This is a genomic window from Arthrobacter sp. MDB1-55, from assembly GCF_059092925.1.
Window position 1 is genome coordinate 70550 of the sequence record NZ_JBNHID010000001.1, and the last position, 18801, is coordinate 89350.

18 protein-coding genes are annotated in these 18801 nt (G+C 63.7%); 10 read left to right on the forward strand and 8 right to left on the reverse strand.

The window, feature by feature from the left end:
* Positions 1–92: 92 nt before the first annotated feature.
* The 6 genes from AC5RU3_RS00335 to AC5RU3_RS00360 form a co-directional block, all read right to left on the reverse strand.
* The gene (locus AC5RU3_RS00335; protein ID WP_493964586.1) at positions 93–1487 is read right to left on the reverse strand and encodes a dihydrolipoyl dehydrogenase family protein; all 1395 of its coding nucleotides are present in this window, start codon (positions 1485–1487) and stop codon (positions 93–95) included.
* Between the two features lie 66 nt (positions 1488–1553).
* Positions 1554–2312, reverse strand: a complete 759-nt coding sequence (locus AC5RU3_RS00340; RefSeq protein ID WP_493964587.1) for an iron ABC transporter ATP-binding protein — start codon at positions 2310–2312, stop codon at positions 1554–1556.
* Positions 2309–3316, reverse strand: coding sequence for an iron chelate uptake ABC transporter family permease subunit (locus tag AC5RU3_RS00345; RefSeq protein ID WP_493964588.1), 1008 nt, complete (start codon positions 3314–3316; stop codon positions 2309–2311). The genes AC5RU3_RS00340 and AC5RU3_RS00345 overlap by 4 nt, the downstream gene beginning before the upstream one ends.
* Positions 3306–4325, reverse strand: a complete 1020-nt coding sequence (locus tag AC5RU3_RS00350; RefSeq protein WP_493964589.1) for an ABC transporter permease — start codon at positions 4323–4325, stop codon at positions 3306–3308. Before AC5RU3_RS00350 ends, AC5RU3_RS00345 begins: the two co-directional genes overlap by 11 nt.
* A gap of 49 nt (positions 4326–4374) precedes the next feature.
* Entirely contained in the window at positions 4375–5331 is a 957-nt protein-coding gene (locus AC5RU3_RS00355) for a siderophore ABC transporter substrate-binding protein (RefSeq protein WP_493964590.1), read from the reverse strand.
* A gap of 183 nt (positions 5332–5514) precedes the next feature.
* Positions 5515–6828, reverse strand: coding sequence for a DUF2252 domain-containing protein (locus AC5RU3_RS00360; protein ID WP_493964591.1), 1314 nt, complete (start codon positions 6826–6828; stop codon positions 5515–5517).
* A 52-nt stretch (positions 6829–6880) separates the two neighbouring features.
* Between AC5RU3_RS00360 and AC5RU3_RS00365 the strand changes: the two genes are divergently transcribed.
* From AC5RU3_RS00365 to AC5RU3_RS00375, 3 genes are all read left to right on the forward strand, one after another.
* Positions 6881–7696 (forward strand): CPBP family glutamic-type intramembrane protease, encoded by an 816-nt coding sequence (locus tag AC5RU3_RS00365; RefSeq protein WP_493964592.1) that lies wholly within the window; start codon positions 6881–6883, stop codon positions 7694–7696.
* Positions 7697–7784: 88 nt separating this feature from the next.
* Positions 7785–8159 carry a DUF7793 family protein gene (locus tag AC5RU3_RS00370; protein WP_493964593.1) on the forward strand — a complete coding sequence of 125 codons (375 nt, stop codon included), beginning with the start codon at positions 7785–7787 and terminating at the stop codon, positions 8157–8159.
* A gap of 21 nt (positions 8160–8180) precedes the next feature.
* Positions 8181–8579, forward strand: coding sequence for a DUF7793 family protein (locus AC5RU3_RS00375; RefSeq protein WP_493964594.1), 399 nt, complete (start codon positions 8181–8183; stop codon positions 8577–8579).
* On the opposite strand, the gene AC5RU3_RS00380 is transcribed toward AC5RU3_RS00375, so the two are convergent.
* Entirely contained in the window at positions 8576–10444 is a 1869-nt protein-coding gene (locus tag AC5RU3_RS00380) for a glycogen debranching N-terminal domain-containing protein (RefSeq protein ID WP_493964595.1), read from the reverse strand. The genes AC5RU3_RS00375 and AC5RU3_RS00380 overlap by 4 nt on opposite strands.
* Before the next feature lie 132 nt (positions 10445–10576).
* Between AC5RU3_RS00380 and AC5RU3_RS00385 the strand changes: the two genes are divergently transcribed.
* The 4 genes from AC5RU3_RS00385 to AC5RU3_RS00400 all read left to right on the forward strand — a co-directional run bounded on the left by AC5RU3_RS00385 (position 10577) and on the right by AC5RU3_RS00400 (position 15053).
* The gene (locus tag AC5RU3_RS00385; protein WP_493964596.1) at positions 10577–11617 is read left to right on the forward strand and encodes a LacI family DNA-binding transcriptional regulator; all 1041 of its coding nucleotides are present in this window, start codon (positions 10577–10579) and stop codon (positions 11615–11617) included.
* A 47-nt stretch (positions 11618–11664) separates the two neighbouring features.
* Positions 11665–12915: a sugar ABC transporter substrate-binding protein gene (locus AC5RU3_RS00390; RefSeq protein ID WP_493964597.1), complete on the forward strand. Its 1251-nt coding sequence runs from the start codon at positions 11665–11667 to the stop codon at positions 12913–12915.
* 75 nt (positions 12916–12990) lie between these two features.
* Positions 12991–14160: a carbohydrate ABC transporter permease gene (locus tag AC5RU3_RS00395; RefSeq protein ID WP_493964598.1), complete on the forward strand. Its 1170-nt coding sequence runs from the start codon at positions 12991–12993 to the stop codon at positions 14158–14160.
* A complete protein-coding gene (locus tag AC5RU3_RS00400) occupies positions 14157–15053 on the forward strand; it encodes a carbohydrate ABC transporter permease (protein WP_309071702.1) in 897 nt (298 codons plus the stop codon). Before AC5RU3_RS00395 ends, AC5RU3_RS00400 begins: the two co-directional genes overlap by 4 nt.
* Positions 15054–15059: 6 nt before the next feature.
* Here the strand turns inward: AC5RU3_RS00400 and AC5RU3_RS00405 are convergent, their stop codons facing one another.
* Positions 15060–16094 (reverse strand): NAD-dependent epimerase/dehydratase family protein, encoded by a 1035-nt coding sequence (locus AC5RU3_RS00405; RefSeq protein ID WP_493964599.1) that lies wholly within the window; start codon positions 16092–16094, stop codon positions 15060–15062.
* Positions 16095–16212: 118 nt separating this feature from the next.
* On the opposite strand from AC5RU3_RS00405, the gene AC5RU3_RS00410 reads away from it, so the two are divergent.
* From AC5RU3_RS00410 to AC5RU3_RS00420, 3 genes are read left to right on the forward strand one after another with little or no spacing between them, the layout of a single operon-like run.
* On the forward strand, positions 16213–17319 hold the full coding sequence (locus AC5RU3_RS00410; RefSeq protein ID WP_493964600.1) for a YihY/virulence factor BrkB family protein: 1107 nt from the start codon (positions 16213–16215) through the stop codon (positions 17317–17319).
* Positions 17316–17726: a four-helix bundle copper-binding protein gene (locus AC5RU3_RS00415; RefSeq protein WP_309071699.1), complete on the forward strand. Its 411-nt coding sequence runs from the start codon at positions 17316–17318 to the stop codon at positions 17724–17726. Before AC5RU3_RS00410 ends, AC5RU3_RS00415 begins: the two co-directional genes overlap by 4 nt.
* A gap of 59 nt (positions 17727–17785) precedes the next feature.
* Positions 17786–18781, forward strand: coding sequence for a glutathione S-transferase family protein (locus AC5RU3_RS00420; RefSeq protein ID WP_493964601.1), 996 nt, complete (start codon positions 17786–17788; stop codon positions 18779–18781).
* Positions 18782–18801 lie beyond the last annotated feature (20 nt).

An 18801-nucleotide genomic window follows, 5' to 3' on the forward strand; every position in this document is an offset into this window, starting at 1 on the left:
CACTGCTCTCCTACGGGGACCGGGCTTCGTGCCGCGGGCGCCCGGTAATAAGCAAGCTTTGTAGTGATCCTCGTCCCACAGTAGCAGTCCGATCACCAGGAGTCTTTCCCTGCTCCCCGCACCGCTGCGCGTGCAGCGTGGCCGATGATCGCGCTGTAGGTGGGGTAGGCAAACTTCACACGGGCGAGCGTGGCAACGTCGGTGCCGGCTCCCATCGCGGTGGCAACGGCCTGGATGACCTCGACCGCATTCTCACCGACCGCGTGCGCGCCGAGGATCAATTCCCGGTGCCGGTCGGTGATCAGCTTCAGGAAACCCTGCTCCCGGTCATCAATGATGGGACGCTCCGCCGCGCCGTATGGGACCACGACGACGGCGCACTCCGGGTCGCGTTCCTTCGCCTGGGCTTCGGTAAGACCTACCCCGGCATAGTCCGGGTCGGTAAAACCGCCTTCAGGCAACAGATGGTGCGGCGTGGTGCGGTGTGCGCCAAGGACAGCGTTCTCCGCGGCCGTTTCCCCCTCGAACACTGCGGCCTGAACCAGCATGGATGTTCCGTTGGCATCACCGGCAACAAAGATGTGCGGGACATTGGAGCGCAGATAGTCATCCACGGGAATGGCGTTCCGCTCGGTGGCGACGCCGGCGGCATCCAGCCCGAGACCCTCGACATTCGCCGGCCACCCGGCAGCCATGACAACGGCTCCAACGCGGGCAGTTTGAGCACCGTCGGTTCCCCGCCAGCGAAGCTCAAGGCCGTCGTCGTGCTGGTCAATCCCGTCCACGCCGCTGATGCCGACCTCCACGCTTACCCCTCGCGAACGGAAGCCGTCGGTGACGGCGGTGGAGACGTCGTCGTCCTCCGTCGTGAGGATGCGTGGGGCTACATCGAGGAGGGTCACCCGTGACCCCAACGCGTCGAAGATTGTCGCAAGCTGGGCGCCGGTGTGGCCTCCACCGATGATGGCGACGGCGCTGGGAAGCTGCGGAAGGTCCAGCACTTCGTGGGGAAGCACGGCATGTTCTGCGCCCGGGATGGGAAGCCGCCGTGCACTTCCGCCGACGCACAGGATGATCGAGGCCGCGGTCACCGTACGGCCGTCAATCAGGAGCTCCCGCGGGCCTGTGAAGGATGCCTCGCCCTCCAGCAGCGTGATTTTCAGGCGCCGCATGGTTTCGTCGTACCCTTTGGCCTCCAGAACGCGGTCAACCGTGGAACGCACCCGCCGGACAAGTTGAGGCCAGTCAACCGCGGGTTCGTGCACCACGATCCCGTACTCGCGGGCCGTGCGCACTTCCCGATACAGCCGCGCAGTCTTTGCGAGCACCCGCGTGGGGACACACCCCGAATTCACGCAGGTGCCGCCCAGCCGGGCACGTTCGACGACGCCGGTGCGCGCTCCCAGCTCCGCTGAGCGGGTTGCGGCGGCCATACCCGCCGGCCCGGCGCCAATCACCAGTACATCGAAGTCCATGGGGGCTCGCATGGTTCCCATCCTGCCCCATCGGACGGACGTTGTGTCAGGGTAGGGCTGTGCCAGGGCGCCAAGCGCTCAGGCGAAATAGACGCCGATCCGGTTGCCGTCGATTTCCTCCACGCGGATATCGATGTCGTACACCTCGCGGAGCAGGTGCGTATGCATGAGTTCGGCGGGAGTGCCGTGGTGCACCACCGCCCCATCCCGCATCGCGATGATGGCGTCCGAGTAGCAGGAGGCGAAGTTGATGTCATGGATGACCAGCACCACCGTCTTGCCGAGATCCTCAGCGGTGCGGCGCAGCAGACGCATCAGGTCGACGGAGTGCTTCATGTCGAGGTTGTTCAACGGCTCGTCAAGGAAAATGTAATCTGTGTCCTGGGCCAGCACCATGGCGATGAATGCCCGTTGCCGCTGCCCGCCGGAGAGCTCGTCCACGAAACGGTGGGCCATCGTGCCGAGGTCCAGGTAGTCCAGGGCGCGATCGATGTGAATGCGGTCCTGAGCGGTTGGCCTGCCCTGGTTGTGGGGGAACCGTCCGAATCCCACCAGGTCGCGCACCGTCAGACGGACAGTGAGCTGGTTGTCCTGTCGCAGGATCGCCATCTTTCGTGCGAGAGTGTTGCTCGCCGTCGTGCTGACGTCCATGCCTTCAATCACCACCGAGCCGCTGACCAGGGGGAGCAGCCTGCTCATCATCGACAGGAGGGTGGACTTCCCGGCTCCGTTGGGGCCGATGATCGAGGTGATGCCGCCCTGGCGGATCGTGGCCGTGACGGAGTCGACGACGGTCTCGGCGCCGTACGCCTTGGTTACGCCGGACAGTTGGATCATTTGATCGAACCTTTCAGGAGCAGGGCAATGAAGACGATTCCGCCGACGAACTCAATGACGATGCTCAGGGCCGTGTCGAACCCGAAGACCCGCTCGAGGACCAGTTGCCCACCGATCAGCGCGATGGCGCCGAGCAGCACGGCAAGCGCCAGGACGTACTTGTGCCGGAAGACCGCGGAAAGCTGGTACGCCAGTGAGGCCACGAGCAGGCCGAAGAAGGTTATGGGGCCAACCAGTGCGGTGGACACAGCCACGAGCGCCGAGCAGATAAGCAGCACCCGGGTGACCGTGCGCTTGTGGTCCACGCCGAGGCTGAGGGCGGTTTCCCGGCCGAGGGCAAGGACGTCGAACTGGTTTCGTATCCGCCACCCCACGGCGCTGGCGGCAAGGATGGCCAGTGTGGAGACGCCCAGCAGGGACGGGTCCACGTTGGTGAAGCTGGCGAAGAACAGGTCCTGCAGCACCACGAATTCGCTGGGATCGATCAGCCGCTGCAGCAGGGAGGACATTCCCCGGAACAGGGTGCCGAAGATGATGCCGACCAGCAGGACGAGGTGCAGGGACTTCCCACCCCCGATGAAAAGCCACCGGTAGAGCAGCCAGGAGAATCCGACCATTAGCAGGACTTCCAGGACGAAGCGCGTGCCTGCCCCCATGGTGAGGAGAGCCTGGGTGCCAATGGTGAAGGCCAGAAAGGTCTGCAGGAGGATGTACAGCGCGTCGAAGCCCATGATCGACGGTGTGAGGATCCTGTTGCCGGTGACCGTCTGGAAGAGCACGGTCGAAACTCCGACGGCGTAGGCCACCAGCAGCATGGCGGCTACCTTATTGGCTCGCAATGGCAGCACGTAGGACAGATTGCCGGACAGACCGATTGTCATGAAGATGACCACCAGTCCCGCCGTCAGGAGTCCCAGCACCAGTATCCAGGTGCGGGGACCCACGCTCCTGGCGGGCAGCCGTCGTCGTACGGTCAGCGCGGAAGGAAGCGGGTTAGGCGGCACGGCGGCGGCTCCTCAGCAGGAGGTAGAGGAAGCCGGCGGCTCCGACGACGGACAGGACGGTACCTACGGGGATCTCGTAGGGAAAGCGGATCAGCCGGCCGACGATGTCGCAGAGCAGCACCAGCCCGGCTCCGGTCAGGGCCACCCAGGGCACTGATCGGCGCACGTTGTCGCCGATCAGCAGCGAGACGAGATTCGGCACCAGGAGGCCGAGGAAGGGCAACGCGCCCACCGTAACAACGACGACGGCGCTGATCAGGGAGACGATTACGAGTCCCAGGGTCATCACGGCCCGGTAGTTCAGGCCCAGGTTGGTGGTGAACTCGCTCCCCATCCCGGCGACGGTGAACCGGTCGGCTGCGAGGTAGCCCACCACGGTGAGGGCTGCGACCAGCCAGAGGAACTCATACCGGCCGGCTATGACACCGGAGAAGTCACCGACCATCCAACTGTTGAGGCTCTGGAGGAGATCGAACCGGTAGGCGAAGAAGGTGGTGACGGCGCCGATGATGCCGCCGAGCATGATGCCAACCAGCGGAACGATCAGGGTATTGCGCAGGGGCACGCGCCGCAGTACCAGCAGGAAGAGGGCGGTCCCGGCGACGGCGAAGACCGCGGCCACCCCCATCTTCGCCAACAGCGGGGCGGCGGGGAGCATCACTGTCACTACGAGGATGCCGAGCATCGCCGACTCCACGGTACCCACCGTCGAGGGCTCCACGAACTTGTTGCGCGCCATCAGCTGCATGATGAGCCCGGCCACTCCGAGGGCCGTCCCGGTCAGGAGGATGGCGAGGGTCCGGGGAATACGGCTGATCAGCAGGATTCGCCCGGCGGCACCGTCATCCGAGTCGGAGAGCAGCGTTGCCGGCGAAACGTCGCTGACACCGATGAACAGGCTGACAACAGAAAGAACGACGACGGCGAGGGCTGCACCCAGCGCACCCAACGCTGGGAAGCGGCGGCGTGCCGTCGTCGTGGCCTGTGTAGGTGAGGGTGCTGTGATCACGGAGGGAGCTTTGCTGCCGGCCGTCCGGATGGGACGGCCGGCGGAGGAATCAGCTGGTCAGCGCGTCGCTGATCGAGCTGACCATGGCATCGACGTTGTTGAGTCCGTACCCGACGAGGTACCAGCTGGCGGCGTCGAGGTAGGTGATCTGGTCTTCGGCACCGGCGGTGGTGCCGTTGACCAGTTCGTTGTCCAGCACGGCGGAGGCCGCGTCTCCGGACTCGCCGACCGCAGAGTCACGGTCGATCACGAACAGATGATCCGGGTTGGTTTCGGCAATGAACTCGAAGGAGATCGACTCGCCGTGGGAACCGTCCGCCTTCACCTCTGTGGCGGGCTCAACCCCCAGGACGTCATGGATCAGACCGAACCGGGAACCGGCGCCGTAGGCAGTTAGTTCCCCGCCGCTGGTCAGGACAATCAAGCCGGTTCCTGCTCCTTCTGCGGCGGCATGTACGTCCGAGATGGAGGAATCGATGGCGGCCAGGCGCTCAGCTACCTGATCCTCCTTCTGGAAGATGGCGCCGAGCGTGGTGCTCACTTCCTTGAAGCTGTCGATCGGCGCGGCCTGGTCGATGCTCAGGTCGATGGTGGGTGCAATCCGGCTCAGTTCCTCGTAGGAGCCGGCGGTGCGTCCCGAGATGATGATGAGGTCCGGGCCCCCTGCCGCGATGGCCTCGAAGTCAGGTTCCTTCATGGACCCGATCTTCGTGTAGTCATCCGAAGCGTATTCAGCGAGCGCTTCCGGGAAGGTCGCCTGCGGGACGCCGCCCGGCGTGATGCCCAGGCTGTCCATGCTGTCCAGCACGCCAAGGTCGAAGGTGTAGACGTTTTCCGGGTTGACGGGTACCTCCGTTTCGCCCTGCGCATGCTCCACTGTGACCGTGGCGGATGCTGCGTCAGCAGCCTGCTCGCTGCCGGCGTCGGCAGATCCGCCACAGGCGCTAAGAGCTAGGACTGACGCTGCCAGGGCGGCGATGGCGCCGGGCTTTCCGGGATTTTTCACGTGCGGGACTCCAAGGGTGAGACGGGATAGGAAACCGGCCGGCCCGGCATTAAGTAAGGTATGTCTTACCTAATTAGCCGACCAAATTCTGCCGACGTGAACTACATCACCTTGTGCTGTTGTCCGGTTTGTGCCATGCCCCGGCTCAGGTCTCGGCTCAGGTCTCGGCCTTAGGCCTCGATCTCAAGTGGAGGGGACGCCGGCGATCCTGTTCTCGCGGAACGCATCGACGAAGAGTGAGTGGTCGGTGCGGACCGTCCGGGCATAGTCGAGGGAAAACTCAAGGATGTCGTCGATAAACTCTTCCTTTTTGCCCTTGATCACCTGCATGATGGCGCGCTCTGTCTGGAAGGCCACCAGGTCCTGGTCGCTGTCCTCGTCAGACGCGCAGTGCACTTTGGCAGTTGCCCGACCGAGATCCACGAGGACCGGTTCGATCTCGTTCGGTTCCGTCAACATGTCCCACCGTAGGTCAGCCTTGTACGGGGAGAGTTCGTCCACCACGAAGCCGACCCCGTCCACCGTCGTGTAGCCCAGAAACTCATCGGTGTGCACCTGAAGCGCACGCTGGCTGATGACGGTGCGGTGCCCGTCATGTTCGAAGTACGAACGGACCCGCTCATCGGTGACGATCCGGCTCGGCGCGGCAACGTTGCCCTGCTTCATCGAGATGATGATGTCATTCTCGAGGGCCTCGTTGTACCCCTCGATGAGTACGTTGTAGGCGGGAAGGCCCGCACTGCCGATGCCGAAGCCGGTACTTCCGACGATGTCCTTGACGTTGTAGAAGACCTCACGGGCGGACCGTTTCCCCTCCGGGATGGTGCCGAGGTACTGCTCGAATGCCGCTGCCACCATGTCATGTTCGGCTTTATCCAACTGCCGTGTCTTGGGATTGTTCTGGAAATGGCGTTCATGGTCTTCGACGTACGTCATCGAGTCGAGCAGATCGGTGCGGCGCGAGGCCCGGGCTGCCAGCAGTACGCCGTGAATGGTGCCGGACGTATTGCCCAGGTGAAGCGCGAAGTCGTCCTGGCCGACGTCGTCGTAATGATCGACCTGGTCGAGGTACGAGGACAGGTAGGTGCGCGCAAGGGAGCGTACGGCCTCTTCGGGAAGAGCCTTCTGCCAGCACATCAGCGCCAGCGACGTGGTGAACCGGCGGAGGTCCCAGGAGAAGTGGCCGAGGTAGGCCTCATCGAAATCGTTGATATCGAACGTGAGATGGCCGGTGGCGCTCATGTAGGTGCCGAAGTTCTCCGCGTGGAGGTCGCCGTGAATCCACACCCTGCTGGTGCTGTCGTCCGCCCACCTGTCCTCTGTCTCCCGCATATCGGCATAGAACAGACACGCGCTGCCGCGGTAGAAGGCGAACGGATCGGCGGCCATCTTGCGGAACTTCGTCCGGAAGCCGTGCGGATCCGCCTCCATCAGCGGTTTGAATGCCTCGACGAGAGTATCGGCAATGAGCGACTCGCGGGCCATGTTGTCTACCATTGCGTCAGTCTAGGGGCGGGCCCTGACAACGGGCAGGGCGTAAGCTCGACACATGACCACTACGGCGAGTCTTGACGCGCGCCCCCGGGTTCTACCGGTCCTGTCCGCAGCCCTGATTTCGGTGTCCGGCTTCCTCATTTTTGCGATGGAGCAGCGACTGATCGGCTACCTGGTCGTGGCCGTTGCACTCACGACCGCCTACCTCTCAGGTAAGGCGCTTTTTCGGGACCTGTTGCTGCTGGCCGTAGGACTGGTCATCATCAGCGCGGTGCCCATCACGACAGACATCAGCTTCAGCCATATGGCAATCATGGGTACCGCCATGATTCTCGCTGTGGCCGTGCCGTACCTGCTGTCCCGGTTCGTCTTCAAGGATCATGCCATCCGCTTCCCGGTACTCACCGGCCAGAAGTGGAACCGGACGGAGCGCTGGTATCTGGTTGCCGTCGTCGTCATCGGATACCTGCTCCTGCCCGTGTACATGATCCCCACCGGGGTCTACGAGAACTGGCCGGCGGCCTCGGATCCCGGAACCATCGCTCGGCTGTTCCTGGGCACCAACGTCCTTGGCATCTGGGACGAACTCTTCTTCATCTGCACCGCGTTCACGCTGCTGCGCCGCCACTTACCGGACTGGCAGGCGAATCTCCTTCAGGCGGTCCTGTTCACCTCGTTCCTGTGGGAGCTTGGCTTCCACGCCTGGGGGCCGGTTCTGATCTATCCGTTCGCGCTGATCCAGGCCTGGATCTTCTCCAAGACCAAGTCGCTGAGCTACATCGTGAGCGTGCACCTCCTGTTCGACTTCGTGCTTTTCCTGGTGCTGCTGCACGCCCATAACCGGGAGTGGTTCGCGATCTTCCTCTACTAGCAGCGCCCCGGCGTTCTGACGCAGCGGACGTGAGGTGGGATACATTTGGCATCGGCAGCCTACTGCGGGAGGAGTGATGAACGGAAGCATGTCTGGGTACCGTTTTGTCCTCACTCCGCAGGGCGGCTATGTGCGTGTGGAGTGGAACGAGGGCGTGACTGTCACTGAGCAGGATGCGCTGGACCTCATCCGGGCCCTCGAAGAAGTGAACCCGGGGCTGTGCGAACCGATGCTGGTGATCCTCAATTCGATGGTCTCGCTCGACGCTTCAGCCCTGTCGGCATTCGCCGGGCGGCTCAACGTGAGCGCTCTGGCGCTGGTCGGACCTTCGGCGGTGGATCGGGTGATTGCTGCCTTTTTCAACGATGTTCATCGTCCGAGTTACCCCACGCGATACTTCCCGGAGCCGCAAGCGGCGCTTGATTGGCTGTTGACGCCGGGACACAGCACTAATGGACCGTAAAGCTGGGGGAAGCACCGAACCATGGAATATTCATCCGAGAACGCGCCACGTTTCGAACTGACGGACGAGGGCGATTTCCTCCGTTTGTGTTGGAACGCGGGGATCGTCATGGAGCTGGGCGACGTGCAGTCGAGTATTGCCGCAGTGGAGGCGATGTCGCCGTCGGGACAGCGCCCGCTGCTGGTGCACATTGATCGCGTCAACGGAATCAGCGCTGAAGCCCGGCAGCTCCTGCTGGAGGAGACCTGCTCCAGCCGGACAGCGGCCCTCGGCAAGGATGAAGTTGCCCGGGTGATGACCGCCTTCAACTACCGCGCCGCCACACTGAGCGAGTTCTTCACCGATGAAGCGGCGGCGATTGCCTGGCTCACGAAGGACCAGGCGGACGCGCAGGACCGGACCGACGAGCAGGCCGGCTAGAGCGCGCCGAGCGCCTGCGCGATGGGCACTGAGGTCGCAGCTGCCCACGCCTGCGGCCGGCACGACGCGGGGTAGGGAATAGGCGGCCACATCTCGTGTGCCGGATGGCCGGAGAACAGCTCCGGTAAGCGCCAGTCAAAGCCTTCAGCGGCCCGGAGGAGCCCCCCTGCCAGGGCTGACGCCTCGCTGGTGAATCCATCCTTGAGCAACCCGCTGATGATCATCCCTGTGTCATGGGTCCACACCGAACCCGCGTGATACCGGGTTGGCCAAAAGCCCCCGTTGGTGGTGGACACTGTGCGGATGCCGTAGCCCGAAAACATGGTGGCGTCCATCAATCGGCCCGCAATTGTTCGTGCCTCGTCATCGCTGAGAATGCCTGTGCCCAGAAGATGCCCCATGTTGCTGGTGACGCCGTCCACTGCGCGCTTGGACGAATCCAATGCAATGGCAGGATAGGGACCCAGTTCGTCGGTGCACCAGAAGGCACGTCGGAACCGATCCTTCAGCTCGGCTGCGTAGCGCCGCCACGAATCTCCCCCCGGCCGGCCGAACGCATCGAGCAGGGCGGCGCCTCCGACCGCTGCCTCGTACGCATAGCCCTGGACTTCTGCGAGCGCAATCGGCCCGTCAGCGAGCGAACCGTCATGCCACCGGATGGAATCACCGGAGTCTTTCCAGCCCTGATTCGCGAGCCCGTGACCGCTCTCGTCCTGGTACTCGAGGAACCCGTCGCCGTCGGAATCACCGTGGTCGCGTAGCCACGACAGCGCCGCTTCCAACTGGTCCAGCAAGGCCTCGACCTGACTCTCAGGCAGACCCGCCCGCCAGGCGTCGTGGAGCAGGCAGATCCACAGGGGAGTGGCGTCGATCGTGCCGAAGTAGACGGGCGGAAGTGAAACGCCGGCGCCGCCCTCGGTGAAGGACAGGGTGCCCCGGCGCACCTCGTGCAGGATCTTCCCCGGTTGCTCAGCAGTTTCGGGATCGATTGAGCCGCCCTGCCGCGCGGCCAGAGCGCGGAGCGTGCTTCCCGCCAGGGAGGTGTCGATGGGCAGGAGCAGGCGTGCGGAGATGAGTGAATCCCGTCCGAACATCGTGAAGAACCAGGGTGCTCCCGCTGCGAGGAAGGTGTCCTCCGGCCGGTCGGCAGCTGCCATTCGCAAACCGTTGAGGTCGGAGACCGACCGGTCGAGGAGCCTGCGCAGCAGCTCGTCCCCAACCGGGGGGACAGTCAGGGCAGGGCCCGACGGCGCAACCATGGGTGCCACTGCATCGTTTGCCGCAAGCCTCCAATTGAGGTCTACGGTGCCGCCCGGCTCGATAACCACCGGCCAGGTAAGAGTGATGCGGCCGCCGTCGTAGTCGATATGCGCCTCGGGCGCGTCAAGGAAGGCTGTGGTGTCCTCATCCCGCCAGTTCCACTGCGGTCCGGTGACTGTGAGATCGGAACGCCGGGCTGCACCGGACTTCACCTGCTCCATTGGGGTGTTGTCCACGTCCAGCACCAGCCGGACCTCCTGACGAACCACGAACTCATACGCCGACTCCAGCCGGATGTGCTCGGCAACCCCCTGCGCGTCCGCCGTGCGGGCGCGGGTCAGGTGCATCAGCGGATCCGCGACCTGTGACGCCACGCGGACGAAGTGCACGTACTCGACGCGCTGCGCGGAACGGACCTGAGTGGACACCCACTCGGGCTCGGATCCGTCCACGGTCAGCACTGCTGAACGGATAATCCTGTCATCTCCACAATGGATGCCCTGCGCACCCGAGTCCCTGATCTGGCCGTGCGGATCCGCCCACGCCTGGAGGGGAGCACTGAACACGCCGGTCAGGTTGTGGAGGAAAGGCTGTAGGTACGCCAAGGGGTTCTCCTTGCAGCTCGGCAATGTCTCATTAGATCGTTCAAATTTCTCATTGACAACTTTATTTGAACGTTCATATTCTGTAAACGTCCGCCGAACACGGTGAACGTTCGATCTCATGGAGGCACCGGAATGCCGAAGACCACGCTTGTCAGCCTGGCGGCCTCCCTCGGCGTCTCCAGGCAGACGGTGTCGAACGTCATCAACGCCCCCCACCGGGTGAAGCCGGAGACCCGGATGCGTGTGCAGCATGCCATCGCCGAAAGCGGTTATCGGCCGAGCGCGGCAGCCCGCCAGCTGCGGACCCGCCGGTCGATGAATTTAGGTATCCGCCTGATGCCGGTGGTGGACGGAATCAACGGTTCGATCCTTGACCGGTTCCTGCACGCGCTGACCGAATCGGCGCAGGATGAGGGATATCGGCTCACCCTGTTCTGCGCAGAATCGGACTCGGGCGAGATACGGCAGTATGAAGAGCTCCTGAAGGTTGCCGATCTGGACGGCTTCGTTCTCACCGGCACGCATTACGGCGACGCCCGCACCGAATGGCTGCTGGAACACGAGGTGCCGTTCGCTGCGTTCGGGCGTCCCTGGAGCAGTGTCGAGGACCCTTTCGGCTCCGGCCACCCCTGGGTGGATGTCGACGGCGGTGCCGGCACCGAGCAAGCCGCGCGCACCCTGATCGAACAGGGTCACACCGCCGTCGGGTTCATCGGCTGGCCCGCAGGTTCCGGAGCGGGCGATGACCGTCGCGCAGGCTGGAAGCGTGCCATGGTCGCCGCCGGTTTGGCCACCGACACCCTGGACATTCAGGCCGACGACGGCGTTCCCGCCGGCGCGCAGGGTGCTGAACGGCTAGCGTCGAGGGGAGCGACAGCGCTCGTGTGCGCGAGCGACTCCCTGGCACTGGGCGCTGCCGCGAAGATGCGGCAACTGTTTCCAGAGCAGGCCTCAGGCACGGTCATCGGGTTCGATGACACACCGGTGGCTGCCGCCGTCGGACTTTCGAGCGTTTCCCAGCCCATCGAGGACGCTGCCCGGCACATCATCGCCGTCCTTGCGCACGAGCTGGCTGGAACCAACTTCCCCGAGGGGGAAGAGGTACCCGAGCGACACCTTTTGCTCCCGCCGACTCTGATCCAACGTACTCCCTACTCCTTCAGCAGCAGCTGAGACCAGAACCACCACCAAAAGAAGCAACCACAATGAGGAATCAGACAATGAAGACTGGACATCCCCGACGGCGCCTTGCCGTCGCCATCACCGCGGCATCGATGCTGGCCTTGACGGCCTGCGGAGGGTCCGGTTTTTCGGAATCAGCAGAGGACGGCGGCGGTGAAGCGGCAGCAACCGACGCACCCGTCAGCGTTCTCATCGGATCATCCGGCGACGCCGAAACCGAGGCTGTCACTGCTGCCGTCGATTCCTGGGCGAGCGAGTCGGGCGTAGAGGCATCCGTCATCGTCGCGTCGGATCTGACCCAGCAGCTCAGTCAGGGCTTCGCCTCCGGTGAGCCTGCAGACGTGTTCTACCTGTCCACCGACGCGTTCGCTGGGTACGCGGCCAACGGGTCCCTTGAGCCGTATGGCGAGGACCTCGCGAACAAGGACGACTACTACCCGGCCCTGCGCGAAGCCTTCACCTACGAGGATCAGCTCTACTGTGCTCCCAAGGACTTCTCCACGCTCGGCCTCGTCATCAACAGCGCCAAGTGGAAGGAAGCCGGGCTCACAGAAGAGGATATTCCCACGACCTGGGAGGAACTGGCAGACGTCGCTGAGCAGCTCACTACTGAGGAAACCGTCGGTCTTGGCTTCAGCCCCGAATTCCAGCGGCTCGGTGTCTTTGCTGCCCAGGCCGGAGGCGGACTCATCACGGACGGCGAAGCGACTGCGGCCAGCGAAGAGAACGTGGAAGCGCTCAGCTATGTCAAGCAGATGATGACCGACGGCGTGGCCGACTACTCCTCAAACCTCGGAGCGGGTTGGGGCGGTGAAGCCTTCGGTAAGGGGCTGGCCGCGATGGTCATCGAAGGCAACTGGATCGCGGGCGCCATGACCAACGACTTTCCCGACGTCGAATACCAGGTCGCCGAGCTGCCCGAAGGTCCGGGCGGGAAGGGCACACTGCAGTTCACCAATTGCTGGGGAATTGCTGCCGACAGCGACAATATCGAGGGCGCCAAGGCACTGGTTGAGCACCTGACAACTCCGGAGAGCCAGCTGGCATTCGCTGAGGCGTTCGGTGTTATGCCGTCGCTGCAGTCCGTCGCCGCCGACTGGTCCGAGCAGTACCCGGAACTTGAGCCGTTCATCGCCGGAGGCGAGTACGCGCAGAATCTGCCCGCCCAGCAGGGCGCAGCCGACGTGCTTGGGGAACTGAACTCGCAGCTCGAGTCACTCGAGTCCTCGGACCCACAGCAGATCCTCGAGTCGGTGCAGCCGCTCGTGGAAACCATAGCGACCCAGTAACGCCTCACCACTACCGGGCGGCGCTCCATATGAGGGGCGCCGCCCAGACCCACAGCGTTCAGATCCGAGGTAGCCATGCCATCCACTTCAACCACTGCAGCGGAAGCACCCCCGAGCAGGGTCAAACGCGGTGACATCCGTGGTCGCCAAGGTCTTGCGGGCTGGCTGTTCATCACCCCGGTCGTGCTGATCCTGGGCCTGTTCCTCGTTGTCCCGGTCATCATGGCGGCCTGGGTCAGCCTGTCCGACTGGACGGGACGGGGAAGCCCCTTTTCGGCCAGCGTGAGTTTCGTCGGGTTCGAGAACTACTCGGGAATCCTCGGAGGCGAAGGGCTGATCGGCCGGGATTTCGGAACAGCAATCCGGAACAATCTTTACTACGTGCTCCTGGTTGTCCCGCTTCAGACGGCTCTCGCGCTGTTCCTCGCGGTGATGGTGAACCGCCAGATCCTCAAGGGCAGGGGATTCTTCCGCACTGCCTTCTACTTCCCGTCAGTAACCAGTTCGGTAGCCATTACCGTGCTGTGGCTCTTCCTGTTCAGCGCTACCGGCGTCATCAACAAGGTGCTGTCGTTCTTCGCGATCGAAGGTCCCAACTGGTTCCAGGATCCGCGGGGCGTGCTGCACATCCTGTTCGGTCTTGTTGGAGTGGATCAGGCACCGGCAGGACTTCGGGCTCCGGGCTTCCTGGGTATCAGCGGGTGGGATTGGCTTGCAGGACCATCGGTGGCAATGAGTGCCTTCGTCCTGATGGCCATCTTCACAACATCAGGAACCTTCATGCTGCTGTTCATCGCTGCGCTGCAAAACATCAGCGGCGAGGTGCAGGAGGCCGCCATGGTCGACGGTGCCACCGGCTGGCAGCGCTTCTGGGCCGTGACCCTGCCCATGCTTCGCCCCACCCTGTTCACGGTGTTGACGCTGGGGCTAATCGGTACCTGGCAGGTTTTCGACCAGATCTACACCGGCACCCAGGGCGGACCGGCCAAAACAACGCTCACACCGGCATACCTGTCCTTCAACGCCGCCTTCGTGGACCAGCAGTGGGGAGTCGGCGCAGCTATCGCCTTTGTCCTTTTCGCGATCATCGTGGTCCTCACCCTGCTCCAGCGCTGGGCTCTTCGGGAGCGTGACGTCCCACGACGACGGCGGATGGTACCCGGCGGCGTGAGCGCCGGCTCCAGCGCGGCGGCCATCCCCGGTACGGCGGCACCCGCCGATGAAGAAGGAGAGCAGCGGCGATGAGCACTGCCACAGCACCAGCACCGCCGGCCGCTGCCAGCCGTCGTCGTCCCCCAACGGACGGGCGGCGCAGGGCGGCCCGCGGAGCCTGGATTGCCTACCTGGTCCTGATCGCGCTGGCACTCATTTACATTTTTCCGTTCCTGGTGCAGGTAGCCACGTCCTTCAAGTCAGAGCCGGAAGCCGCGCAGAACCCGCTGGGACTCGTTCCGCAGAACTGGACGGTGGCGGCCTACGACACGCTGTTCGCCAACTCGGATTTCCCGCTGTGGGGCATGAACTCGTTCATCGTGACTGTGTTTGTGACCCTCGGCCGCGTCTTCTTCAACTCATTGGCCGGTTACGCGCTGGCGCGAATCCCGTTCCGCGGGCGAGCGCTGGTGTTCGCGCTGCTCGTGGCAGTAATGGCGGTGCCCGGCGTCGTTCTTCTTATTCCGAAGTTCCTCGTGATCAACCAGCTGGGGATCTACGACTCGTACACCGGAATGATCCTCCCGCTGCTGGCCGACGCCGCGGGAGTGTTCATCATGAAGAACTTCTTCGAGTCGATCCCGGCCAGCGTTGAGGAGCAGGCGAGGATCGACGGCGCAGGAACATTCCGAACCTTCTGGTCCGTGGTGCTGCCGATGGCCCGTCCGGCCGTGATGACCATCGTGATTCTGTCCTTCCAGGGTTCCTGGAACGAACTGAACCACTTCATCATCTCGACACAGAGCCCGGAGCTGACCACGCTGACCAAGGGCGTCGCGCAACTTGCATCCGGTGCCCTGAGCCAGGGAACCCAGTACCCGCTCAAGCTCGCGGCGGCCGCGTTGATGACCGTGCCGGTGGCGATCGTGTTCTTTGTCTTCCAGAAGCGCATCATGAACGCTTCTGCCGGTGCGGTGAAGGAGTAAGCCGACTCAGCGGCCGGGGCGCAGGCTGGGGGAGCCGTGCACGCCGGAGCCGCCGGCCAATCCGTCGATGACCTCGCGGATGGCCGCTACCGAGGAACGCGTCGGCTCCCATCCGAGGAGCGTGCGTGCCCGGTCGGTGTTCATGACGGGCGCTTGTGCAGCCATGTCTATCCAGCCCGGGTCGGTCGCCTGAATGTGCAGTGCCCAAGATGCCGCCACTGCCGCCCGGAGCACCGGAACGGGCAGGTCGAACACGCGCTTCGCGCCGAGAAGGCCGCCCAGAAGCCGGGGTGTTAAAACTGGCTCGGCTGCGATGTTGAAGGCTCCCGACGCCCGCTGGTCGACGATGCGCCAGTAAGCGTCTGCCATGTCCGCCGCGTGCACGGCCTGGAACACCATCTGGGATGGAATGGGCAGGACGGGCAGGCTCAGCTTGTTGAGGATGGACCGGGGGATCAGTGGTCCGAGGAAATAGCGCCCGATCTCCTCACCGGCGTCAGCCTGGAAGATGAGCCCCGGGCGGACACGCGCAACAGGGATCTCCGGGAAATCGCGTTCGAAAGCATCCAGCAGGTCCTCCTGCGCGGCCTTGTGGCGGCTGTAGTGCGACGTCTGAATGCCTCCGGTGGGCCAGTCCTCTATGACCGACTGGTCCTTGCTCGCCGGGCTGTAGGCGCCGACAGAGGATGCGCATACGAAGTGGCGTACACCGGCGTCGGCGGCGGCATGCAGGGCGTTCTCGGTTCCGGTCACGTTGGTGCGGAACATCGCATCCTCGTCCCGGTTGGGCTGGATAGCCCACGCGAGATGCACGACGGCGTCCACCCCCTGGAGCGCAGACGTGAGCCGCTCGCGCCCCGCATCGGTTCCCACATCCGCGGTGTGCCACTGCACTCCCTCATAGGGTGCGTGGTCCTGCGATGGTTGTCGGCGGGAAATGCCCACCAGCTCGATGGCTGGGTTCTCCGTGCGGGCCTGCTGAAGCCGGCGAAGAAGCGCCGTCCCCACATTGCCGGTTGCTCCGATAACAGCGATGCGCATGTGGAACCCTTCAATCGTTGTGGCCTGAAAACCACACTAAACGGTCGACTACTTATTGCAATAGTAAGTATCCTTATGGTTCGGTTGGGGAAGGTAAATCTGAACCGGAGGTAGGAACGTGACCACTAAAGATCCAGCGAAGGCGGATTCGACAGAGGAAGCCACGCAGGCAAAGGCGGCTTCGAGCCCCCACCCGGATGACTCCCGGAAGCCCGACGACCCCACCGACATTGCGAAACCGGCCTGGGGTTACGTCTTTAAACGAACAGTCAGTGAGTTCAGCAAGGACCAGTGCACCGACCTTGCAGCGGCGCTGACCTACTACGCAGTGCTCGCAATCTTCCCCGCCCTGCTGGCGCTGGTGTCGATACTCGGGTTCTTCGGGCAGGCCGAGGCCACCACGGACGCAGTGATCGGAATCCTGTCGAGCGTCTCCTCCGACGCGGAAGAGACCGTGGGGCCCACTATCCAGCAACTGGCCTCGTCGAATACCGCCGGGCTGACATTCGTCATCGGTCTTGTTGGTGCCATCTGGTCGGCATCCGGATTCGTGGGCGCATTCGCCCGCGCCATGAACCGGATGTACGAGGTCGAGGAAGGCCGCCCCTTCTGGAAGCTGCGCCCAGTGATGCTGGCCATCACCCTCGTCGTATTGCTGCTGGTGGTGCTGATGGCGCTGCTGCTGATTCTGTCGGGTCCCGTTGCAGAGGCCGTCGGCGGCGCGATTGGTCTGGGCTCAACAGCCGTGACGATCTGGAATATCGCCAAGTGGCCGGTCATGGTGTTCTTCGCGGTGCTGATGATCGCTGTGCTCTACTACGCGGCTCCCAACCTCAAGCAGCCCAAGTTCAAGTGGGTGAGCATCGGTTCCATCATCGCGCTGCTGGTGCTGGCCATCACGACGGCGGCGTTCTCGTTCTATGTTTCGAACTTCGGCAACTATGAGCGCACCTACGGCGCAATCGCCGGCGTCATCATCTTCCTGCTGTGGCTCTGGCTCGCCAACCTTTCCCTCCTGTTCGGTGCCGAATTCGACGCTGAGCTTGAGCGTGGCCGGGAACTGCAGGCCGGTATCGAGGCCGAGGAAACCGTGCAGCTTCCCCCGCGGGATGACAAGCAGGCGAAGAAGAAGCGCGACAAGCAGATCGAGTTGGTCGACAAGGGCCGTGAGTTGCGCCAGAAGTACGGCCGCGACCACAGCGACCGCGAGAAGAGCCGGTCATGACCAACATCGCGGACATGATCATCGCCCACCCCCGCCCGTCCGGCCATGTGCAGGCCGGGGATCTGGCAGCAACCATTGAGGCATGCCTCGACTGTGTTGCCACCTGCGGAAGCTGCGCGGACGCCTGCCTTGGCGAAGACGGAATCGAAGAGCTCCGGCACTGTATCAGGACGGACCAGGACTGTGCGGATATCTGTCTTGCCACCGCACGGATGCTGCAACGGCAGGGCGGACACCATCCCGCGGTGCTCGCGCCGCTGCTCGAGGCCTGTCTGCAAGCCTGCCGAAACTGCGCAGAGGAATGTGAACGGCACGCGTCGATGCACGATCACTGCAGGATTTGCGCAGAGACCTGCCGTCGCTGTGAAGCGGCCTGCGCCGCGCTGCTCGAATACCTCGCCCGGTAGATCGGGAAGGGAATCGACGCAGCCCGTTCCTGAACGCAGCCAAACAACGAGAGTGAACCATGAGCAATTCCGAACACAGCACCAAGGGCGCTTACGTCGACTCCGGCAAGGAGTTCAAGCGCGACAGCAACTACATCGAGACGCGGATCACCCGTGACGCCGCTGACGGTTTCCCGGTCGAGCCGGGCCGGTACCGCCTGATCGCCGCCCGGGCCTGCCCGTGGGCTAACCGGGCGATCATCGTTCGCCGCCTGCTGGGGCTGGAGGAGGCGATCTCGCTGGGCACGCCGGGACCCACCCATGACAAACGCTCCTGGACGTTCGACCTCGACCCGGGCGGCAAGGATCCGGTACTCGGGATCGAGCGGTTGCAGGAGGCCTACTTCAAGCGGGACCCCGAGTACCCGCGCGGCATCACTGTGCCCGCGATCGTGGACGTCAATTCCGGAGCAGTAGTTACGAACAACTTCCCGCAGATCACCCTCGACCTGTCCACCGAATGGAAGGAGTTCCATCGGGACGGCGCCCCGGACCTGTATCCGGAGGACCTCCGCGAGGAGATCGACAGGGTCAACAAGCGTGTGTTCACCGAGGTGAACAACGGCGTCTACCGCTGCGGCTTCGCAGGATCACAGGACGCCTACAACGACGCCTATGACCGCCTCTTCGCAGCACTGGACTGGCTGGAGGAACGGCTAACCAGCCAGCGCTACCTGGTGGGGGACTCGATCACGGAGGCCGACGTGCGGCTCTTCACCACCCTCGTGCGGTTCGACCCGGTGTACCACGGGCACTTCAAGTGCAACCGGAACAAGCTCACGGAGATGCCGGCACTGTGGGGCTATGCGCGGGACCTTTTCCAGACTCCCGGCTTCGGTGACACCATCGACTTCGATCAGATCAAGAAGCACTATTACGTCGTTCACCAGGACATCAACCCCACACAGATCGTGCCGAAAGGTCCGTCCCTGGAGAACTGGCACACCGAGCACCAGCGCGAACGGCTCGGTGGAAGTCCGTTCGGGCGCGGCACGGCACCCACCGCAGCCCCGTGAAGCTCGAGGGGTTCTTCGGG